The sequence below is a fragment of the Pseudodesulfovibrio alkaliphilus genome (genome assembly GCF_009729555.1).
Taxonomy (GTDB): Bacteria; Desulfobacterota; Desulfovibrionia; order Desulfovibrionales; family Desulfovibrionaceae; genus Pseudodesulfovibrio; species Pseudodesulfovibrio alkaliphilus.
Map to the genome: position 1 here is coordinate 65,058 of NZ_WODC01000004.1, position 20,575 is coordinate 85,632.

Here is a 20,575-nt window from a genome sequence, read left to right on the forward strand (position 1 = left end):
ACACAACGGCGACCTGCTGCGTTGCCGCCAAGACCGATGACAGGCGGGCCTGCCGGAATCATTCCGACAGGCCCGTTTCTTTGCGGTGCGGGTGAGCGGCTACCTGCCGGTGAGTACCTTGCCCACGCGCTCCAGGGCGGTACGCAGGGTGTCGTCGTCCACGGCGTAGGAGAAACGGATGCACTTGTCGTCGCCAAAGGCGGAGCCGGGCACCAGGGCCACGCCCGCCTCGTCGAGCAGCTTGCTGCACATGGCGGCCGAGTCCGGCGCATCCGGGGTGTAAAACTGATCAAGCACCGGAAAAAGATAGAAAGCCCCGTCGGGCTTGGGACACTGCGCCCCCCAGCCGGTGATGATCGCATGGGCGATGTCGCGGCGGCGCACAAAGGAACGCTTCATTTCGTCCACGATGTCCCAGGAGCCGTTCAGGGCCGTCAGGGCCGCTTTCTGGGCGATGGAATTGACGTTGGAGGTGGATTGGCCCTGGATTTTGGACATGGCCTTGACCAGGGTTTCGTGAGCCAGGGCGTAGCCCACCCGCCATCCGGTCATGCAAAAGGACTTGGAGAGGGCGCCCACGATGGCGATGGTTTCCGGGTGCGCCTCCCATGCCTTGGACAGGGAGGCGGGCTCGGCCGGAGCATAGACCAGCCTGTCATACACCTCGTCGGAAATGACAAACACGCCCCTGGACCGCGCCCAGGCAGCGATCTCGTCGAGCCGGGCCTGTGTGTAGCAGCAGCCCGTGGGGTTGGAGGGCGAGTTGAGAAGGAGAACGCGGGTCCTTGCGGTTCGCGCCGCCTCCAGGGCGTCCGGGGTCACGAGGTAGTCCTGTTCCGCCGTGGTGGACACGAACACGGACACCCCGTCCGCAAGCTGGACCATGGCCGGATAGCTGACCCAGTAGGGCGCCGGGATGAGCACCTCGTCGCCGGGGTTGAGCAGGGCCATGAGCAAATTGTAGAGCACCTGCTTGCCGCCGTTGCTGACGATGGCGTTGTCGGCCGAGGCCGAAGCGCCGTAGAACCGGCCGTAGTACCCGGCCACGGCCTCGCGCAGCTCGGGTATGCCCGGCACGGGCGTATAGCGGGTGAACCCCTCGTCCAGGGCCGCCTTGGCCGCCTCGCAGACATGGGCGGGCGTGCCGAAATCGGGCTGACCCACGGCCAGGCTGATAATCTCTCGGCCCTGGGCCTTGAGTGCCTGCGCCCTGGCGTTGACGGCCAGGGTGGCCGAAGGCTTGATTCTCTCCAGGCGATCGGAAATTCGCATGCAACGCTCTCTTGCTTGAAAAATGGTTGGACAGACCGCTCCCAAGCCCCAATAGACCAAAAAAAAACGAAGGTAAATCCGATTTCCCTGCCCGGCGAAAAAAGTCGCCGGAGGGATGCCTTATTCACAGGATCACGAGGCAGACAGGGCCATTCCCTCGCCTCTCCACGCGATACCCGTGTCCGTCTGGTTTTTTCACGGCAACGCGACTCCCTGTTTGTCGTCTGGCTCGAAATGCGATATGAAGTGATTCCGGCCCCTTTGCCGGGCGTCATTGGCCCTGTTGTCGAGTCACGCCCTGAAATCGTTGCTCCGGGATTGCGCATGACGAGCCGTTGCCGCCACCTGGGACTCGCCTTGGCCCTGCTGACCCTGGCCCTTGCCATGGCCTGCCGGTCGGCCACGGCCCAAAACGACCAGCCTGCCCCGCCGCCGGGAACCTTCTATATCACGACCGAAGAAAGGGCATGGCTCGACGCCCATGCGGATCTGCGCCTTGGCATGTGGGTGGGGTCGCCGCCCATCGTCTTCCGGGGCCGCGACGGGGCCATCCAGGGCATGGCCCCCGCCTATGTGGACATCGTCACCCGCAAGCTGGGCCTCAAGCCGCGGCGGATACGCGCCTCAAGCCTCTCGGCCCTGTGGGAGCTGGCCAAGGCCCGCGAGGTGGACATGATGGGCGCACTGCCGGCCGATCCCGTGTTCGCCGACGACCTGCTCCTTTCCGAGCCCTACCTGCTCCTGCCCATCGTCATCGCCACCCGCACCGAGTACCCCATGATCGCCGGGCTCGACGACCTGGCCGGGGAGGCTGTGGCCGTGGAGGACGGCCACATTCCCCATCGGCGCATCCCCGGAGACCACCCGGCCATCCGGCTCGTGACCGTGGCCAACGCGGAGGAGGGACTAAGCGCCCTGCTCTCGGGCCGGGCCGCCGCCTTTGTGGCGGGCGAGGCGACCATCACCCACCTCGCCAGAGAGCGGGGCATCGCCAGCATCCGCATCGCAGCCATCACCGAGTATTCCTCGCGAGTCTCCATGGGGATACGCAAGGACTGGCCAGAACTGCTTGTTCTGGTCAACCGCGCCCTGGCCTCCATCTCCAAGGAAGAGCGCGAGGGCATCCGCGACTACTGGACCGTGCTGCGCGACAGCCGGTGGGTGGAGCGTCCCCAGGTCTGGCGCATGGTGGGAATGGTAACGGCAGGCGCGGTCTTTCTGCTGACGCTTTTCTTCCTCTGGAACCGCCGCCTGGCCCGCGAAATAGAGCGCCGCAAGCGGGCCGAGGCAGAACACCGCCGCGCCCTTGAGGGCTCCCGGCGGATCATAGAATCCGCAGACATCATCATCGTGGGACTCGACTACGCAGGGCATGTGCGCCTCTTCAACCGCGCCGGAGAGGCCATCACCGGCTACCCCCGCGAGGAACTCCTGGGCCGCAACTGGTTCGACATCGTGGTGCCCCGCGAGCGCTTCCCCTTTGTCTGGGACGAGTTCTCGCGGCTGGTCAATGAAGGGGTGCGCAGCACGGCCGACACTTTTGAGAGCCCCCTTTTGACCAAGGGGGGAGACACCAGGCAGATCCTCTGGCGCAATTCGGTCACTGGCGATGGCGAAGACGGGCTGGCCACCATCTCCTACGGCACGGACATCACCCACCGGCTCCAGGCCGAGGAAGAGCTGCGGCTGACCCAGTTCGCCGTGGACAACGCCGCCATGGGAGTGCTGCGCATCCGGCCCTCCGGGCGTATCGTGTACGCCAACCTGACCGCCGCCCGAATGCTCGGCTACACCCGAGGCGAACTCAAACGCAAAACCGTCATGGATGTGACCAGGGAGATACCCCGCGAGCAGTGGCCCGAGCTATGGGATCGGCTCAAGCAAAGCCAGGTGGTCACTCTTGAAACCAAGGCCCGCACCAGGGGGGACGCCACCCTGCCCGTGGAAATCACGGCCTATCACCTGCTTTTCAAGGGAACCGAGGTGGCCATTGCCTTTCTCTTCGACATCACCGAACGCAAACGGCTGGAGACCCTGCGCGAGGACGTGGAGCGGCTGGTACGCCACGATCTGCGCTCCCCCACCCTGGCCGTACAGACCCTGTTCACCCTCTTCGACAGGGCCGACAACCTCACCCCGGATCAGCGCGAACTGCTCGAAAGCGTCAAGCAGGCCAGCCGCCGGATGCTCAACATCATCGACATGTCGCGGGTCCTGTTCAAGATGGAGGCAGGCACCTACACCCTCTCCCCGGTGGCCGTGGACCTTGTGACGGTGGCCGCTGCGGTCATTGAAGACCTCAGGCCCGCGCTACGCGCCTCAAACGTGTCCATGGCCGTCAACCTCAACGGCGACCCCGCAGGCCACGACAATGTCTTCATGGTCCACGCCGAGGAAATGCTCTGCTACGCCCTGCTCGCCAACCTGATCAAGAACGCGGTGGAGGCCTCCCCCAAAGGCAGCACCGTGACCCTCGACCTGCGCACCTCAAGCCAACACATCGTCACCGTGCACAACGCAGGCGTCATTCCCGAGGATATCCGCGACTCCTTCTTTGAAAAATACGCCACATCAGGCAAGATCCACGGCACGGGCCTTGGCACCTACACCGCCAAACTCGTCACCACCGCCCTGGGCGGAACCATCGACTTCACCACCTCCGAAGCGGACGGCACAACCATCACCGTACGCTTGCCCGTACACCGCGACACAGCCCCCCGGACCGGACCCGAGCCGGAAAACGGTCCATAAGGGGCCAGGGCCGAATCAAGGAAACGATTCCTCCACAATGCGCCAAATAGGAACCAGGTACGTTTTCCCTGTCTCGGGCATGGTTTCGTATTGTTTTTCCATCGGTCATGACGTATATTTCAGGCTCTGTCGCGACTCCGCAAACCCAGCCAGCAGGTGCGCCGCCGATGCCCGATCAGAATGAACAGACCTCCCTGCACTTTTTCGGTTCTCCGACCCAGGCTCCCCGAGAACTGCTCTCGCAGCTTTCGCCGCAGCCCGCGCCGGGCACCATGCCGCCTCCAGCCCCTGTGGACTCCGAAGACCCGGACGGACCGGACGGAGAGGGCTTCGACGGCACCGGGCGCTTGGGCGAAGGAGTGTTTGGCGGCGGCAATCCTGGCGAAGGGGACGGCAACGACGGCGACTTTGATTCCTGGGAGGATTTTTCCGGAGGTTTCGGCGAGGACGGCCTTGGCGGTGCGGCCCCGCTACTGTGGCCTGACGGCCCTCTGACGGACGGGGGGCTCTTCGGCAGCACCATACCCGGCAGCGAACCGTTTGGCGGGGCGTTCTTCGGCGGCCCCTTTGGCGGTCCTCCCGGCACCCCTTCGGACGGCTCGCCCGGGCTTCCCGATCCCGGAGCTCTGCTCGACATCGCCTATACGCCGCCCATACCCTTCGGCTCGCTGGGGCCACCTCCGGGCGCAGGGCAGGGAGTCGCGACCGACGAAAGACGCCCGATTGAGGAAAACTCGGCGCAAGGGCCGGACCTGAGCCCCTTTGACCCCCTGGTCTTCAAACAGTGGTATATCAAGAACCTCTCGGGCGGGGTGGACCTCAATGTGGTCAAGGCATGGGAGGACTATACCGGCAAGGGCGTCCGCGTGGCCGTGTGCGACGACGGCGTGGACTACAACCACCCGGACCTGGCGCCCAACTACCTCGTCGACCTGGGCTGGCACCAGACCAACAACAACTCCGACGCCTTCCCGGACGAAGGACAGAACCACGGCACTGCTGTGGCCGGGTTCATTGCCGCGGCCAGGAACGGCTACGGCATCCAGGGCGTGGCCTACGACGCCAAGATAGCCGGGTTCGTGGAGGGAGAAGGTGACAATGTGCTGGCCCCCCTGCTGGCTCGGCAGACGGGTTTCGACATCTCGCAAAACAGCTGGACCCTTTCTCCCTTTGCCAACGAGACGGCAGTGACGGATGCCGTGAAAACCCTGGCCGACGAGGGACGCGACGGGCTGGGCACGGTGGTGGTCTTCGCCGGTTCCAACGAGCGCGCCCAGGAGATCATGTCCACCTACTACAACACCAACAACTCCCCCTACGCCTTTTCAGTGGGCGCGGTGGACAGCACCGGCAAGTACGCATGGTTCAGCTGCGCCGGGCCCAACCTGCTGGTCACCGCCCCGGGCCAGGACGTGCTGACCACGGACAGGACGCCCCCGGCCGGGGATGACCCGAACGCCTATTTCCACGCGGGCAGCGGCACGTCCTATTCATCGCCCATGGTCAGCGGCGTGGTGGCCCTGATGCTGGAAGCCAATCCGGGCCTTGGCTACCGCGACGTGCAGACCATCCTGGCGGCCACGGCCGTGCGCACTCCGGGGATGGTCTCGGCCGAGGGAAAGCCCTGGGACTGGCAGATCAACGGCGCCACGAACTGGAACGGCGGCGGCATGCACGCCAGCCACGACTACGGCTTCGGGCTGGTGGACGCCACAGCGGCCGTGCGTCTGGCCGAGTCCTGGGACCAGGCGGCCGGAACTTACGGCAACCTGGATCCGCTACCCGTCCAAGCGATTACCAACCAGCCCATCTCCGACGGATCAGGCGAAGACGCGATCTCCTCCATCAACATAGGCTCGAACTACATCGTGCAGCAGGCCGTGGTCACCGTGAACATTACCCACCCCCGGTTCAACGACCTGGAAATCATCCTGACCTCGCCAAAGGGCACTGAAAGTGTGCTCCTGTACCACCCGAGCATCGAGGGCATCGCCCAGGAGTGGGGAGTCGAAACAGCTGTCTTCCTAGAAGCGAGCGAGGGTACCTTTGGTTCAGGCAACACTTGGTCCTTCATGACAGTGACCCCGTTCGGCGAGAACGGATTTGGAACCTGGAAACTGGAGGTCAGGGACACGGCCTTGGACGACACCGGCACCTTGCACGACTGGACCCTGACCCTGTACGGAGACGAGCCCTCGGTGGACGACTACTACATCTTCACCGACGAATACGCCTCCCTGGCGGCTGCCGACCCGTCCCGGGCCACCCTTGAGGACACCGACGGGGGCAGGGACACCATCTACGCCTCGGCCGTGACCGGCAACAGCTACATCGACCTCACCCCCGACTCGGTCAGCACCATCGCGGGCGCGTCCCTGACCATTACCGCTGGCACGTTCATCGAAAACGTCCACGCTGGCGACGGCAACGACACCCTCATCGGCAACGACGCCAACAACGTCCTCTTCGGCTGGCGCGGCAACGATGTCATCTCCGGCGGCGCAGGCAACGACCTGATCAGCGGCGGCCTGGGCGCGGACACCCTGACCGGCGGCGGCGGCCGCGACACCTTCTATTACGGCTCGCCCGACGAAGGCGGCGACCTGATCACGGACTTCAACTTTTTCGATGATCTCTTTCACTTTGCCTATGCCGAATTCGGGCAATCAAGTACCGGCTCTCTGGACCCGCTGTATTTCTTCACCTCCGCCGCCCTGGTCGATGTGGACAGCGCCTGCTTCTACTACGAGTCCTCCATCCTCTGGTACGACGCGGACGGAGCAAGCGGCGAGGCCGCCGTGCAGATCGCCCAGGTCATGGGCGACGCGGTCCAGGCGGACAGCATCATCTTCGTGTAGGAGGATACTTCCGAACCAAGCGGGAACAATCAGTCGAAGAACGGCAGGGCGATGAAATACACGCCCAAAAGGCCGATGGTCGCCCCGGCCAGACGGCGAAACCGCTGGCCTGCGCTACCAAAGGCGCTGCTTGCGAGTACCCGCTTGACCCAGGCTGTGGAGCTTCCTGCCAGCAGGATGGGCAGGCAGTGGCCGATGCCGAACAGGGCGATGAGCAGCATGCCCGAGGCGATGCGCTCCTGAACCAGGATGATGGCCAGGATCGGGGCGATGAACCCGAAGGTGCATGACCCGGAAAGCACCCCGTAAGCCAGCCCCAGCACCAGAGCCCCGGACAGCCCCCGCAGCCGCAGCCGCCCCATCAGACTGCCGGACAGGGAACAGCGGGCCACGCCGAGCATGTCCAGGGCCACCCACAGCAGCACCAGCCCCACCAGGATCGTCCACCACGACGGCACGTCGCCGAGCATCCTGCCGAGCATGGCGCAGATGATGCCCACCAGGGCGATGGTGATGAACAGCCCGATGGAAAAAAGCAGGGCGTAGCCCACGGCGCGACGCCCCTGCACCGGCTCGTCCTGGCCGCCCACATAGCCAACGATGAGCGGGATGGAGGCCAGATGGCACGGCGAGAAGAGCACGCTGACCACGCCCCACAGGAAGCAGCCCAGGGCGGCCAGGGCCAGCCCGCTCCCGATCCACTCGTTAATGAGCAGGTAGAATTGGTCCATCCGCTACTCCCCGGGCATGCCCAGCTCCACGAGCTTGACCATGATGTCCGCCTTGCTCATGAACCCCTCGTGGCGGTAGCGTTCCTTGCCCTGCGCATCGTAGAAAATCTGGGTGGGAATGACGCGGATGCCGTACTTCTTCGCCTCGTCGTTGTAATGCCACACGTCGATGAAGACGATGGCGGCCCTCCCCTCAACCTCGGCAGCCACATCCTTGAGGATGGGCGCCATCATCTTGCAGGGGATGCAGGAGTGTGCGCCGATATCCACCATGGTTGCCAGCCCCGGCACCGGGGTGGTCTGAGGCCGACCGGAGAGCAACTCGGCCACTTCGGCCGACAGCGCCGGGTCTTCGGCGGCCTCGGCCTGCGCCGTGGTCATTGTCCTCGCCGGCTCGCCGGAGGTGATGTCCTTGGGAGAGGGGACAAGGACATACGCGACCACACTTGCGACCACGGTCAGGACGAGCAGTCCGGCCAGCAGGAAGGGTTTTTTCATCATTGCCTACTTCAGGAGTTCGGCAGCCTTGGCGGCGGCCAGTTCGATGTTCCGGGGCGAGGGTTCTGACGCAGCCATGCCCGATCAGGCTATCATCTTCTTGAGTTCTTCCACGGACGGCACCCTGCCGACCACCTTGACCTCGCCGTCCACCACCAGGGCGGGCGTGGTCATCACGCCGTATTGCATCATCTCGTTGATGTCGCCAATCTTGGTCAACTCGTACTCGATGCCCAGTTCCTTTGCAGCGGTTTCCACATCGTTCATGAGCTTCTCACACTTGGGGCAGCCGGGGCCAAGAACAACAATCTTCTTCATTGCCATCTCCTTATCCGAAAAAGGTTCCATAAATCATGCCGCTTATGGTGGCCATAACCACTACCAGCAGAACAAACACCACGGTTTTTAGCGTGCCCATGACGCTTCGGATGACCAGCATGTTGGGCAGGCTCAGGGCCGGGCCGGCCAGGAGCAGCGCCAGGGCCGGGCCCTGGCCCATGCCGTTGCCTATGAGCCCCTGGAGGATGGGCACCTCGGTCAGGGTGGCGAAATACATGAAGGCCCCGGCGAAAGAGGCCACGAAATTGGACAGGAGCGAATTGCCGCCCACGGCCTGGGCCACCCAGGCGGACGGAATCAGCCCCTCCTCGCCGGGCCTGCCCAGCAGCAACCCCGCGATGAGCACGCCAAAGAGGAGCAGCGGCAGGATCTGCTTGGCAAACCCCCAGCTCTGGCCGAACCACTCGCCAAGCTCGCCCCCGCGTGTGGAGGTAAGCACCGAAAGGCCGAGGATTCCGGCCACAAAGGAGAGCTGCGGCAACTGCGGAATGAGCAGGCCCAGGGCCACAGCGGGCAGCGCGGCCAGACCCATCTGCCACAGCCGGACGTTGAACCAGGCCACCAGACAGGCGGCAAAGCCCAGGGAAAAGAGAGAGGTGATGACCCACTTGGCCGAGTGGATGGCGTGCCACAGGCCGGATGCCTCGGCGGGCTTGCCCCAGTTGGCAAAGACGAGCACGCCGACCATGGTGGCGAAGTAGACACCGTTCTGCCACAGGGGACGGGCCACCTCGGCCTCGGGCACGGCCGCCATCTGTGCGGCCTTTTGCTGCTCCTCCTTGCGGAAGATGAAGTGCATCAGCAGCCCGATGACGATGCTGAAGACGATGGCCCCGATGGCCCTGGCCAGACCGAGTTCCGGGCCCAGGATACGGGCAGTGAGGATCACGGCCAGCACGTTGACGGCCGGACCCGCGTAGAGAAAGGCCGAAGCCGGGCCAAGGCCCGCGCCCATGCGCCAGATGCCCGCAAAGAGCGGCAGGATGGTGCAGGAGCACACGGCCAAAATGGTGCCCGAGCAGGAGGCCACGCCGTAGGCCACACCCTTGTTGGCCTTGGGGCCAAGGTACTTCATGACCGCGGCCTGGCTGATGAACACGCCGATGGCTCCGGCGATGAAGAAGGCGGGCACCAGGCAGAGCAGCACATGCTCGCGGGCGTAGTCCCGGGCCAGATGCAGGGCCTCGAACACGGCGTTGTCGAATCGCTCCCCGCCAAGGGGAAGATAATAGAAGGCAAGAAACACGCCGAGCACGGCGAGCAGCGGTTTCCATTCGCTTTTCCAGGTCATGGCCGGGCCTCTTGGATCATTTATTTGCAGTTTTCGCCAAATAGTGGCGTTAAAAAAACTCACTTCGCGTCGAGCACAGCGTCCACGCAGTTGAAAAAGTTGAGCACACACGGCACCTTGAGGCGATAGAAAACCTGGAGCCCGCGCTTGTCGTCCACAACGATGCCCGCCTTGCGCAGCACGCTCAAATGCTTGGAAACCGTGGAGATGTCGTGCCCGATGAGTTGGGTGAGATCGCAGACGCACCGCTCGCCTCGCGACAGCTCCTCCACGATCCGCAGCCGCGACGGATGGCCCAGAGCCTTCATGACCTGTGCCCTGCGGCGAAAGGCTTCATCACTGCCTGCCCTGATGGGCAGCAAGGAGGGAGTTTTGGCGGCGTTCACAATTTGGCAATATGGCCAAACAGGCGCGTTGTCAAGGGCCGCTGTGCCGATCGTTCCCATAGAAAAAGGCCGGAAGCGCCGAGTTGCGCTTCCGGCCTTGCGGAGGCGTTGATCTCCCGTGCCGGGGCGCGGGCTAGATGACCTTGTTCAGCGGGTACTCGATGATGCCCTCGGCCCCGAAGGCTTTGAGCCTGGGGATGAGATCGCGCACGATCTTTTCCTCGACCATGACCTCCACCGAGAGCCAGGAGGGGTCCTGCAGCTCGGCCACGGTGGGCGAGTTGAGGCTGGGCAGGGAGCCATTGAGTTCGGCCAGCCTGTCCTTGGGCAGGTTCATCTTCAAGCCGACCATGCGGCTCGCCTTAAGAGCGCCCTGGAGCAGCAGGTTGATCTCCTCGATGAGCTGACGCTTTTTGGGGTCGGCCCAGGCATCCTTATTGGCGATGAGCTGGGTGTTGGTCTGCATCAGCTCGGCGATGATGCGCAGGCCGTTGGCCCGGATGGTGGTGCCGGTCTCGGTGATCTCGACCACCGCGTCGCACAGCCCCTCGACCACCTTGGCCTCGGTGGTGCCCCAGGAGAACGAGACATCCACGTCCACGCCCAGGGACGCAAAATATTCGCGGGTGAAGCCCACCAGCTCGGTGGCGATCTTCTTGCCCTGGAGATCCTCGGGCCGCTTGTAGGCCGAGTCGCCCCGGACGCAGAGCACCCAGCGCGCCTTGCGATTGCTCACCTTGGAGTAGATGAGATCATCGACCACCACCACGTCGGACTTGTTCTCCCTGATCCAGTCCATGCCGGTCAGGCCGACATCGAAGGTGCCGTTTTCCACATACATGGACATCTCCTGGGCACGGGCCAGGGAGCAGGAGATGCGCTCGTCGTCGATGTCCGGGAAGTAGTTGCGGTTGTGGAGCTTGATCTTCCATCCCGCCTTGCCGAACAGGTTGATGGTCGCCTCCTGGAGAGAGCCCTTGGGAATGCCGAGTCGAAGGAATTGGGTGGACATTATTTGTATACCTCTTTGGGGTCAAAGACGAGGGGGGAGCATTCCCGGACCTCGCCGTCCTTGAGTTCGCGATAGAAGCAGCTGCGATAGCCCTTGTGGCAGGCCGCGCCGCCTTTTTGCTCGATGAGAAGGACCACGGTGTCGTCGTCGCAGTCGATGCGGATGGACTTCACCGCCTGGGTATGGCCCGAGGTACCGCCCTTATGCCATAACTCCTGACGGCTGCGGCTCCAGTAATGGACCTCGCCGGTCTCCAGCGTCTTGTCCCATGCCTGCTCGTTCATGTAGGCCATCATCAGGACTTCGCCGGTCGCGGCGTCCTGGGCGATGGCCGGAACAAGCCCGTCCATTTTCTTGAAATCCGGTCTGATCATGCGGTACCTCGTATCAGATGGCTTTGGTCCGGTCCATCTGCGGGCCGGGCGAGTTACATAGCGAAAGCCCGAATAAAGCGCAACCGATGGGTTTGCGGTGTCGCGCAACCGTCACCCAGGGCGGGGGCAGACGGCACGACCCCATAGGGATGTTCGCCCCGGCCTCGGGGCCATTTCCATTTACCGCCGGGCCGGTATCTGCTACTTCTCCCCACGACACGAGACGTGTCCACAAGGAGTACGAGCATGCCCGTTCGTTCAAAAGAGAATTTCCTCATCTTCGGCTCCCCGCGCATCGAGCAGGACGAGATCGACGAGGTGGTGGCCTCCATGGAGGTCGGCTGGCTCGGCACCGGACCCAAGGTAGCCCGGTTCGAGCGCGAGTTTTCCGCCTATGTGGGCGCACCTCACGCCGCGGCCTGCAACTCGTGCACCGCGGCCCTGCACCTGGCCCTGGTGGCCCTGGGACTCAAGCCCGGCGACGAGGTCATCACCACGCCGCTGACTTTCTGCGCCTCGGTCAACGCCATCATCCACGCCGGATGCACCCCGGTGCTGGCCGACATTGATCCAAGCACCCAGAACATCGACCCCGAGCGAATCCGCGAGAAGATCACCAGCCGCACCCGGGCCATCCTGCCCGTCCATTTTGCGGGCCGCTCCTGCGACATGGACGCCATCATGGCCATTGCGGCCGAGCATTCGCTCAAGGTGGTGGAGGACTGCGCCCACGCCATCGAGACCACCTGGAAGGGCCGCCACGCAGGCACCTTCGGCGATTTCGGCTGCTTCAGCTTTTACGTCACCAAGAACGTCTGCACGGGCGAGGGCGGCATGGTCGTGGCTGCGGGCGAAGACGCCATCCGCCACGTCAAGGTGCTTGGCCTGCACGGCATGAGCGCAGACGCCTGGAAGCGCTTTTCCGACGAGGGGTACAAGCACTATCAGGTGGTGGAGGCCGGGTTCAAATACAACATGATGGATCTCCAGGCCGCCATCGGCATCCATCAACTTGCGCGAGTGGAAGACTACTTCGTGCGCCGCTGCGAGATATGGAACAGGTATCAGGCCGCTCTGGCCGACCTGCCCCTGACCCTGCCCGCGCCCGAGGAGCCGGACACCCGCCACGCCCGGCACCTCTATACCGTCCTGGTGGACCCGGCCGCCTGCGGGGTGGAGCGCGACGACTTCCTGATGCGCGTCACCCGCGAGGGCATCGGCGTGGGCGTCCACTACCTGAGCATTCCCGAGCAGCCCTACTACCGCCAGCGCTTCGGCTGGACCCTGGACGACACCCCCCACGCCGTGCGTATTGGCCGCCAGACCGTGAGCCTGCCGCTCTCCGCCAAGCTCACCGACGGCGACGTGGCCGACGTGATCGAGGCCGTCAAGCGCTCGCTTGGGGCCTGAGCCTGACCGCGACCCTCACGAAAAAGCCCGGCGCACCGCCGGGCTTTTTCGAAAATGGAGGAAAGGGGTTCCGTGTCCAGGCTTGATTTGCGCCGTCCTGGCGCTCATCCCCTCGGGGCGTCGACCGGAACCGACATCAATATCCGCTGTTCTGCGGAGTTGTGATCTTTTTGAATACGTTCCCTGTACGGCTCGAAGACTCGCCGACAGTCACTTAACGACGCAGATCGCCATTTTTCAACAGCCCGCTAGCAGTCGTGGAAATCCTTGTTGATATAGAAGCACAGATCGAACAGATTGTGCACCATCTCGTCCACCAGCTCCTCCGAATCAGCTCCGGCCATCTCCACGCTCATGGTCTTGTTGACGATCTTGGAGAAGAGCATCCCGATGAGCTGGTCGTCGTACACCGTCCAATACTTGCTGCCGGAAGGAAATTTCTTGTCGAATCCGTGGTAGTACATGCCTTGAGTCCCTCCGTCGAAATGGCTCGCCCTGCGGCGGCTACAATCTCCCTATCGGCCTGATCGGCCAACACCTTAAGGGGAAAATTTGCCCTGGCGCCATCTGCTGTTTTTCCCGGACAGGTGACATTTCGTCGTGATAAAGTTACTGGATTGTCACACCGCCGTGACACCTCGTGCGGTATAGCAGGCCGTAACAATTCACCTGCCAGCAAGGAGATGCGCCGTGTCCGCCCACAAAATACTGGTGGTCGAGGACCACAAAGACACCCGAGAGCTGCTCAAGTACAACCTCACCGCCGCCGGATTCGACGTGGCCGCTGCCGAGGACGGCCCCTCCGGCCTGGCCCTGGCCGAGGCTTTCCGGCCCGACATCGTGCTCCTCGACCTGATGATGCCCGGCATGGACGGACTCGAGGTCTGCCGACAGATCAAGGGAACCGCCACCCTCTCGCGCATCCCGGTGATCATGCTCACGGCCAAGGGCGAGGAGATCGACAAGATCGTGGGCCTGGAGCTCGGGGCCGACGACTACATCGTCAAGCCCTTCTCTCCGCGTGAACTGGTGCTGCGCATCAAGGCCGTGCTGCGCCGCGTGGGCGGACACGACCTCAAGACCCCAAAGATTTGGGAGCGCGAAGGATTGCGCGTGGACTTCGAGGCGCACCGCATCACCGTTGACGGCGAGGAGGCCGCCTTGACCGCCACGGAATTCAAGCTGCTCACCGTACTCATCTCCGGCAGCGGCAAGGTCCAGACCCGAGACAACCTCCTGGACACCGTCTGGGACACCCACTTTGAAGGCTACTCGCGCACCGTGGACACCCATGTGCGCCGCCTGCGCCAAAAACTCGGCCCCTACGCCGACTGGATAGAAACCGTCCGAGGCGTGGGCTACCGCTTTCGCGCAGCGTAAGTCGGCCCTTCACTACGCGAAGGAATAAGAGCGAAAGCCGACGCGCTTTCGCTCCCCAGGGCGGCTTCCCGCCCGCCCCTGCTTGATCCGCCCCCCTTTGGGGCAGCGCAGATCGTGTTGCGCCGGAGTTCGCCTGGCCTCGTGGGCCGTGGTCTCCCCTTGCCTCTTCGCCCCCTCGACAGACCCAAGCCATTGCCCCGATGCCCGAGGTGATGCGGACCGCCATCCCCGGCAAGCACATTGCCTGTTGCCGGGGGCGGCCCGGATTGCTAGAGAAGGTCCAGCGCAACCACGCGCCGCAACACCCGGCCGGGCCTTGCCCGGCACCGGAGGAACAATGCACAAATTCGGAACAGTGGCCCTCATCGGCCCGCCCAACGCGGGAAAGAGCACCCTGATGAACCACTACCTGGGGCAGAAGGTGGCCATTGTCTCGCCCCGGCCCCAAACCACGCGCAACCGCATCAGCGGCATCCTGTCCACGGACGAGGCCCAGGTGGTCTTTCTCGACACCCCGGGCATCCACCAGTTGCGCGGCAAGATGAACCGCTTCCTGCTGGAGGCGGCCTGGAGCGCTCTGGCCGGGGCGGACGTGGTGGTGGTGCTCCTGGACGCGGCCCTGTACTCGTCCAAGCCGCACATGCTGGACAAGGAGCTCAAGCCGCTGGTCAGGCCCGTGGCCGAGACGGGCAGGCCCGTTCTGGTGGCGGTCAACAAGATCGACCGGGTCAAGGACAAGGCCGCCCTGCTGCCGCTGCTGGCCCGTGTGGGCGAGATGTGGCCCGGAGCGGAGATTGTCCCGGTCTCGGCCCTCAAGGGGCAGGGCGCGGACGTGCTGCTATCACGGGTGCTCGATTTCATCCCCGAAGGGCCCCCCATGTTCCCCGAGGACCAGCTCTCCACCGCTCCGGTGCGCTTCATGGCCGCCGAGATCATCCGGGAGAAGCTCTTCTACCAGCTGCGCCAGGAGCTGCCCTACACCACGGCCGTGGAGATCGAGGTTTGGGACGAGGCCACCCGCGAGGGCATGACCGTGATCAACGCGGTCATCTACACTGCCCAGAAGAGCCACAAGGGCATGATCATCGGCAAGCAGGGGGCGAATCTCAAGAAGATCGGGTCCGAGGCGCGGCTTGAGATCGCCGAGCTGCTGGGCACCAAGGTCCATCTGGAGCTCTGGGTCAAGGTGCGCGACGGCTGGACCGAAGACCCCGGTTTTCTCCGGGCCATGGGCCTTGGCGAGTAGCGGATTGTTGTAAAACGCCGTCCTGAAGACGCTGCGCGACTGTGGGCGAGCCTTCAGGCCGCCCAGGAAGCTGAGGCAAAAGGGGCACAGGTCCGCTGCCCAGCGGATCTGCATGTCGGCTCCCGCCGACGCCCCGAAAGGGTCAGCCGTCCACGAACCCGGTCAGCACCTTGATGAATTTCTCCAGCGACTCCTGGTCTTCCCGCCCATCTTTGGCGTCACTGACGGTCTCGGTGTAGCAGCGCAGCATGTAGCGCTTGAGGATGAGCTTGTTGGCGGACTGAAGGGCCGAGCGCACAGCACGGACCTGGGCCAGAATGTCCTCGCACTCCTTGCCCTCCTCGACCATGCGCTGAATGCCGCGCACCTGGCCCTCGATGCGCTTCATGCGTGAAAGGACATTCTGCTTGAGCCGCTCCTGTTCCTGTTCGCTCGCGTTCACGGCGCACTCCTTGTTCAATGCTCGCCCCGGCCTCTGCGGGGCGGTCGTTACGTCGTCAGGACGCTCCCCGCTTTGCCTGGCCCGGGGGAAATACCCTACACGCCCAGGGTATCTGCCCTTGGACGGAGGAGGCCCGGCCACAGCCGTTTTCCTTACCACCAACCACTTCGGCAGCGTCTTTCTGCTCAACACCTTGAGCCCGTCTGCGGCCGTGTCCACGGTCCAGAACGGGAAGATCGGCGGGAGAAGGTCGACTCGCAACCCGACCCGGCTCGCGAACCTTACCGACATACTTAACGGCCTGCAAGAAGCGCCGCACCCATTCCCCGACTCCGAGAAGCCGTGACGGCGATAGGCACGGCAGTGCGCCCATCCTTTCCCCGCGTGATCCGGGGGCTCAGGGACGGCCACGCCGCGGGATGCGCCGGGCCGATCACCCGCAGCCCGCCCCACGGGGACGGCACGTTTGTTTGGCGAACCCCCATGCCTGGAACACGTCTCGGGATTTCGGAAAGACCTGGGTGCTGCGGGCTACCAGAGTCTGTCGGCAAAGGCCCTGGGGAACCCCCTGGCCTCGATCAGGGCGACGGTGGCAGCGATGTCGTAGGGCACCCGGCGCAGGGTCACTGTGTGTGAGTCCGTATCGAAAAGCACATACTTGGCCCGGTTGTCGCCGTCGCGGGGCTGGCCCACGGCCCCCACATTGACCAGGTGACGAAGGCCCGGCTCAAGCACGGTCTCGCCTGGGGGCAGCGCCAATCTGGGGCTGGCCCCGGCTCCGGGCCTGTAGGTGAAGCGCATCAGGTCGTGGGTGTGCCCCGCGAAACAGAACTCCTCGGCGTACCGGGCAAAGACCTCGCCCATGCCGGTCTCGTGCCGCCAAAGGTACTCGCTGACCGAATCGGGCGGCGTACCGTGGACCATGCGGCAGCCGTGGGCCACCAGCGCCTTGGGGCGCGACACCAGCCACTGGTAGGTGGCCTCGTCGATCATCTCGCGGGTGCGCCGCAACACATCGGCCGCGGGCTGGTTGAAGCCGCGCAGGTAGTGGATGTTGATCAGCCCCTGCTCATGGTTGCCCATGAGCAGCGTCACCCCGGCCTCGCGCAGCAGGTCGCAGCATTCCTGCGGCTGCGGTCCGTAGCCGATGGCGTCGCCCAGGCAGTACAGCTCGTCCGCACCCTGGTCGGCCGCGTCGGCCAGCACCCGGCTCAACGCCGCCACATTGGCATGAGGGTCGGACATGATGGCAAGGCAGGGCATGGAGCGATGGTATACCCTTGCCCGGCTCAGGGCAACAGCCCGGCCCGCTCCACCACTTCCAGGCAAAGGTCGGCCCGGTTGAAGGGATAGAGGTGGACGCCCGGCGCACCGTGCCGGAGCAGCTCCTCCACCTGGGCCGCGGCCAGGGAAACGCCCAGGCGGCGTACGCCCTGATCGCCGTTCTTGGCGTGGGCTGCTTCCATGGCGGCCAGGATCTTGCCCGGCACCGGCGCATCGCACAGGGCTGCGACCCGTTTGATCTGCCCCAGCCCACGCACGGGCAGTACGCTGGGAATCACCGGCTTGTGGCAGCCCGTGGCGGCCAGTCGGTCCACCATGTCGAAGTAGCGGCGGTTGTCGAAGAAGAGCTGGGTCACGGCGAAATCCGCGCCCTGATCGAGCTTGAACTTCAAAAACGCGATGTCATCCACCAGGGAACGGGAATCGGGATGCCCGTCCGGGTATGCAGCCACGCCCACGGCAATGTCCGGGGCCAACCGGCGCACCCTGGCCACCAGGTCAGAGGCGTGGGCAAACCCGCCGGGACGGGCCGTTTCCCCGGTCGGAAAATCGCCGCGCACGGCCAGCACGTTGCGGATCCCTGCCCCCTGCAACGCCTCCAGCCGGGCGGGCAGACCGGAGGGCTCCTCGTGCACACAGGTCAGATGCGGCATGACCGTTAACCCGTGCTCCCGCGCCAGAATACCTGCGGTTTCCGCCGTGCCCACGGCCCCGCGCCCGCCCGCGCCGCAGGTTACGGCCGCAAAGAGCGGCCGCACCGCCTTGACGGCTTCCACGGCCAGCCAGAAGCCCTCCTGCTCCGCCTCGCTGCGCGGCGGCAGCAGCTCCACGGACACGAATGGCCGGCCACCGGCCCTGATGGCCTCTGGAATGAACATGACAACCTCCTGCGTTTCTTTGTGTATCAATATATCTCAATATACGGATAAATTGATGTTGGTCTACAGCGCGTTGTTGATGCCGTCAAGAAAAAAGCTCCTGCCTGCCATGCGCGGGAAGCTGGCCGGGGCCGCAGACGCGGGTGGGGCCACCTGTCGCCACAGGGTGAGACAACAGGATTTCCCTGGACCCTGACGGCAAAACGGGGTATTCCCTACTTTCAGTCCGTGCGCGGACACGCCACCAGCCAAACAGCCCTGACCAGGGGGAAGCCGGAAGCAGCGAATGCCTGAATTGTTTCGTGCGGCCAAGGCCGCGACCATGATCCCCGACGCCCCCGTCATCGACGACGCGGCCGTCATCGTCAGCCAGGGGACTGTCACCGAGGTCGGCACATTCCGCCGCCTTTCCCCGACCCACTCCGGCCCCGTGACCGACCTTGGCGATGTCATGCTGGCCCCCGGGCTGGTCAACGCCCATTCCCATCTCGAGCTGGCGCATCTGCGCGGCCTGTGCCCCCAGGGCCACGGCTTCATGGCCTGGGTCGAGGACCTGCTGACCCGGCCCATCTTCGACCTCGACCCCCCTCTGCTCGACAAGGCGCTGGACGAGCTGAAGCGGACCGGGACCGTCATGGTCGGGGACATCGCCACCCGCTTTGCAAAGGAAATGGCCGGAGCGCTTGAGGCATCCGGCCTTTTTTTCGTGGTCTTTGCCGAGGCCATCGGCGAGACCGTGCCCAAGACGAGTTTCATCCCCCGCGCCGGACACGCCCGAGGTGTCCTGTCCGTGGCCGGGCACTCCCTGTACACCACCCACCGCGACGTGCTGCGGGCGGCCAAGGCCGAGGCCCGGAATTGCGGCCTGCCCTTCTCCCTGCACCTGGCCGAGCACGACGACGAGGTGGCCATCATGGCCGGGGAGCCGAGCGCGTTCCTCGACCTGCTCCGGGGCCGGGGGCGCTTGCTGGACTTTGTCCCGCCCGGCACAGGCCCGGTTCGTCACGCCGCGGACCTCGGCCTGCTCGACGAAACGACCCTGGCCGTGCACTGCGTCAAGGTCACGGACCGGGACATCGAGACCCTACGCGCATCCGGGGCCACGGTCTGCCTGTGCCCGCGCTCCAACCACTTCATAGCCAGCGACCGTGCCCCGTGGGAAAAGTGGGTCGCCTCGGGCACCCCCCTGTGCCTGGGCACCGACTCCCTGGCCTCCAACCACGACCTCGACCTCTACGCCGAGGCCCTGTATTTCGCCGAGCGGTACGAGGGCGAGCTGCGCCTGACCGATCTTTTGGCCATGATCACCCGGACCCCGGCCCGCTTCCTGGGCGCGGCCGACCGGCTGGGGACCATTGAGCCGGGCCGAACGGCCGTTTTTTCCACGGTCCCCAAGACCGTCACCGACCATTTCCACCAGCGCCGGAGGCATGAGAGCACATGAAATGGCTACACAAGGACCTGCTGGACGTTTCCCAACTCTCCCGCGCCGAGGTCATGGCGATCTTCGAGACAGCGGGCCGGTTTCAGGAGCTGCAGCAGCGGCCGGTCAAGAAGGTGCCCACCCTCAAGGGGCGCAGCGTCATCCTCTTCTTCGCCGAGCCGAGTACGCGGACCAAGACCAGCTTCGACGTGGCGGGCAAGCGCCTCTCGGCCGACACCTTCTCCCTGGCCAAGAGCTCGTCCAGCCTGACCAAGGGCGAGACCCTCAAGGACACGGCCCTGACGCTCCAGGCCATGGCCCCGGACGCCATCGTCCTGCGCCACTGGTGCAGCGGGGCGGCCCGGTTTCTGGCCCGGCGCGTGGAATGCTCGGTGATCAACGCGGGCGACGGGCGCCACGCCCACCCCACCCAGGCGCTCCTCGACAGCTTCACCCTGCATCAGGAGTGGGGCGAGCTGGCGGGCAAGACCATCCTCATCCTGGGCGACATCGCCCACAGCCGGGTGGCCCGCTCCAACGTCCTGCTGCTGAACATGCTCGGGGCCAGGGTTCGCCTGTGTGCGCCGCGCACCCTGCTGCCGCCCCAGGTGCGCTCCTGGCCCGCCACCGTGTATTCCGACCTGAGCGAGGCGGTGCGCGGCGTGGACGCTGTCATGTGTCTGCGGCTGCAACTGGAGCGCCAGCAGGACGGACTGCTGCCCGACCTGCGCGAGTACGCCCGCACCTACGGCCTGGGCCCGCGCCATGTGGAGCTGGCCCGGCCCGAGGTCAAGATTCTCCATCCCGGCCCCATGAACCGGGGGGTGGAGATCAGCTCCGGGCTGGCCGACTGCGCCGACTCCCTGATCCTCGATCAGGTGGCCAGCGGCGTGGTGGTACGCATGGCCCTGCTCTTTCTCTACATGACGAGAAAAGGCGAATAAAAGAGATACATTGAACAGCCTTGCGACACCTATGCGCCTGGCTGAAACGCAGGCGA

At 64.7% G+C, this 20,575-nt stretch carries 19 protein-coding genes; 7 read left to right on the forward strand and 12 right to left on the reverse strand.

What is annotated here, in order from left to right; all coding sequences use genetic code 11:
• Window positions 1-99: 99 nt before the first annotated feature.
• Window positions 100-1,272, reverse strand: coding sequence for a pyridoxal phosphate-dependent aminotransferase (locus GKC30_RS07400; RefSeq protein WP_155933619.1), 1,173 nt, complete (start codon window positions 1,270-1,272; stop codon window positions 100-102).
• Window positions 1,273-1,596: 324 nt separating this feature from the next.
• On the opposite strand from GKC30_RS07400, the gene GKC30_RS07405 reads away from it, so the two are divergent.
• The gene (locus GKC30_RS07405) at window positions 1,597-4,023 is read left to right on the forward strand and encodes a PAS domain S-box protein (protein ID WP_155933621.1); all 2,427 of its coding nucleotides are present in this window, start codon (window positions 1,597-1,599) and stop codon (window positions 4,021-4,023) included.
• 167 nt (window positions 4,024-4,190) lie between these two features.
• Window positions 4,191-6,881 carry a S8 family serine peptidase gene (locus GKC30_RS07410; protein ID WP_196772835.1) on the forward strand — a complete coding sequence of 897 codons (2,691 nt, stop codon included), beginning with the start codon at window positions 4,191-4,193 and terminating at the stop codon, window positions 6,879-6,881.
• Window positions 6,882-6,910: 29 nt separating this feature from the next.
• Here GKC30_RS07410 and GKC30_RS07415 read toward each other — a convergent pair whose 3' ends face one another.
• From GKC30_RS07415 to hisI, 7 genes are all read right to left on the reverse strand, one after another.
• Window positions 6,911-7,612, reverse strand: coding sequence for a cytochrome c biogenesis CcdA family protein (locus tag GKC30_RS07415; RefSeq protein WP_155933625.1), 702 nt, complete (start codon window positions 7,610-7,612; stop codon window positions 6,911-6,913).
• Window positions 7,613-7,615: 3 nt separating this feature from the next.
• Entirely contained in the window at window positions 7,616-8,110 is a 495-nt protein-coding gene (locus GKC30_RS07420) for a thioredoxin family protein (protein ID WP_155933627.1), read from the reverse strand.
• An 84-nt stretch (window positions 8,111-8,194) separates the two neighbouring features.
• Window positions 8,195-8,428, reverse strand: coding sequence for a thioredoxin family protein (locus GKC30_RS07425; RefSeq protein WP_155933629.1), 234 nt, complete (start codon window positions 8,426-8,428; stop codon window positions 8,195-8,197).
• Window positions 8,429-8,438: 10 nt separating this feature from the next.
• Entirely contained in the window at window positions 8,439-9,740 is a 1,302-nt protein-coding gene (locus GKC30_RS07430) for a permease (RefSeq protein ID WP_155933631.1), read from the reverse strand.
• A gap of 59 nt (window positions 9,741-9,799) precedes the next feature.
• Window positions 9,800-10,048, reverse strand: a complete 249-nt coding sequence (locus tag GKC30_RS07435) for an ArsR/SmtB family transcription factor (RefSeq protein WP_155934031.1) — start codon at window positions 10,046-10,048, stop codon at window positions 9,800-9,802.
• Window positions 10,049-10,259: 211 nt separating this feature from the next.
• Complete coding sequence (gene hisG / locus GKC30_RS07440) at window positions 10,260-11,138, reverse strand: ATP phosphoribosyltransferase (RefSeq protein WP_155933633.1); 879 nt, start codon at window positions 11,136-11,138, stop codon at window positions 10,260-10,262.
• Window positions 11,138-11,512, reverse strand: coding sequence for a phosphoribosyl-AMP cyclohydrolase (gene hisI, locus GKC30_RS07445; RefSeq protein ID WP_155933635.1), 375 nt, complete (start codon window positions 11,510-11,512; stop codon window positions 11,138-11,140). The genes hisG and hisI overlap by 1 nt, the downstream gene beginning before the upstream one ends.
• A 246-nt stretch (window positions 11,513-11,758) precedes the next feature.
• Here hisI and GKC30_RS07450 point away from each other — a divergent pair, with 246 nt between their 5' ends.
• The gene (locus tag GKC30_RS07450; protein WP_155933637.1) at window positions 11,759-12,922 is read left to right on the forward strand and encodes a DegT/DnrJ/EryC1/StrS family aminotransferase; all 1,164 of its coding nucleotides are present in this window, start codon (window positions 11,759-11,761) and stop codon (window positions 12,920-12,922) included.
• 248 nt (window positions 12,923-13,170) lie between these two features.
• Here the strand turns inward: GKC30_RS07450 and GKC30_RS07455 are convergent, their stop codons facing one another.
• Window positions 13,171-13,386 (reverse strand): hypothetical protein, encoded by a 216-nt coding sequence (locus tag GKC30_RS07455; RefSeq protein WP_013515963.1) that lies wholly within the window; start codon window positions 13,384-13,386, stop codon window positions 13,171-13,173.
• A gap of 226 nt (window positions 13,387-13,612) precedes the next feature.
• On the opposite strand from GKC30_RS07455, the gene GKC30_RS07460 reads away from it, so the two are divergent.
• The gene (locus GKC30_RS07460) at window positions 13,613-14,302 is read left to right on the forward strand and encodes a response regulator (RefSeq protein WP_367614025.1); all 690 of its coding nucleotides are present in this window, start codon (window positions 13,613-13,615) and stop codon (window positions 14,300-14,302) included.
• Between the two features lie 337 nt (window positions 14,303-14,639).
• Complete coding sequence (gene era, locus GKC30_RS07465) at window positions 14,640-15,548, forward strand: GTPase Era (protein WP_155933641.1); 909 nt, start codon at window positions 14,640-14,642, stop codon at window positions 15,546-15,548.
• 142 nt (window positions 15,549-15,690) lie between these two features.
• Here the strand turns inward: era and GKC30_RS14995 are convergent, their stop codons facing one another.
• The 3 genes from GKC30_RS14995 to GKC30_RS07480 form a co-directional block, all read right to left on the reverse strand.
• Window positions 15,691-15,936 carry a metal-sensitive transcriptional regulator gene (locus GKC30_RS14995; RefSeq protein WP_231117093.1) on the reverse strand — a complete coding sequence of 82 codons (246 nt, stop codon included), beginning with the start codon at window positions 15,934-15,936 and terminating at the stop codon, window positions 15,691-15,693.
• 585 nt (window positions 15,937-16,521) lie between these two features.
• Window positions 16,522-17,253, reverse strand: coding sequence for a metallophosphoesterase family protein (locus tag GKC30_RS07475; protein WP_155933645.1), 732 nt, complete (start codon window positions 17,251-17,253; stop codon window positions 16,522-16,524).
• A 26-nt stretch (window positions 17,254-17,279) separates the two neighbouring features.
• A complete protein-coding gene (locus GKC30_RS07480; RefSeq protein WP_155933647.1) occupies window positions 17,280-18,152 on the reverse strand; it encodes a methylenetetrahydrofolate reductase in 873 nt (290 codons plus the stop codon).
• Window positions 18,153-18,438: 286 nt separating this feature from the next.
• Here GKC30_RS07480 and GKC30_RS07485 point away from each other — a divergent pair, with 286 nt between their 5' ends.
• A complete protein-coding gene (locus tag GKC30_RS07485; protein WP_155933649.1) occupies window positions 18,439-19,596 on the forward strand; it encodes an amidohydrolase family protein in 1,158 nt (385 codons plus the stop codon).
• On the forward strand, window positions 19,593-20,519 hold the full coding sequence (locus GKC30_RS07490; RefSeq protein WP_155933651.1) for an aspartate carbamoyltransferase catalytic subunit: 927 nt from the start codon (window positions 19,593-19,595) through the stop codon (window positions 20,517-20,519). The genes GKC30_RS07485 and GKC30_RS07490 overlap by 4 nt, the downstream gene beginning before the upstream one ends.
• Window positions 20,520-20,575: the final 56 nt, after the last annotated feature.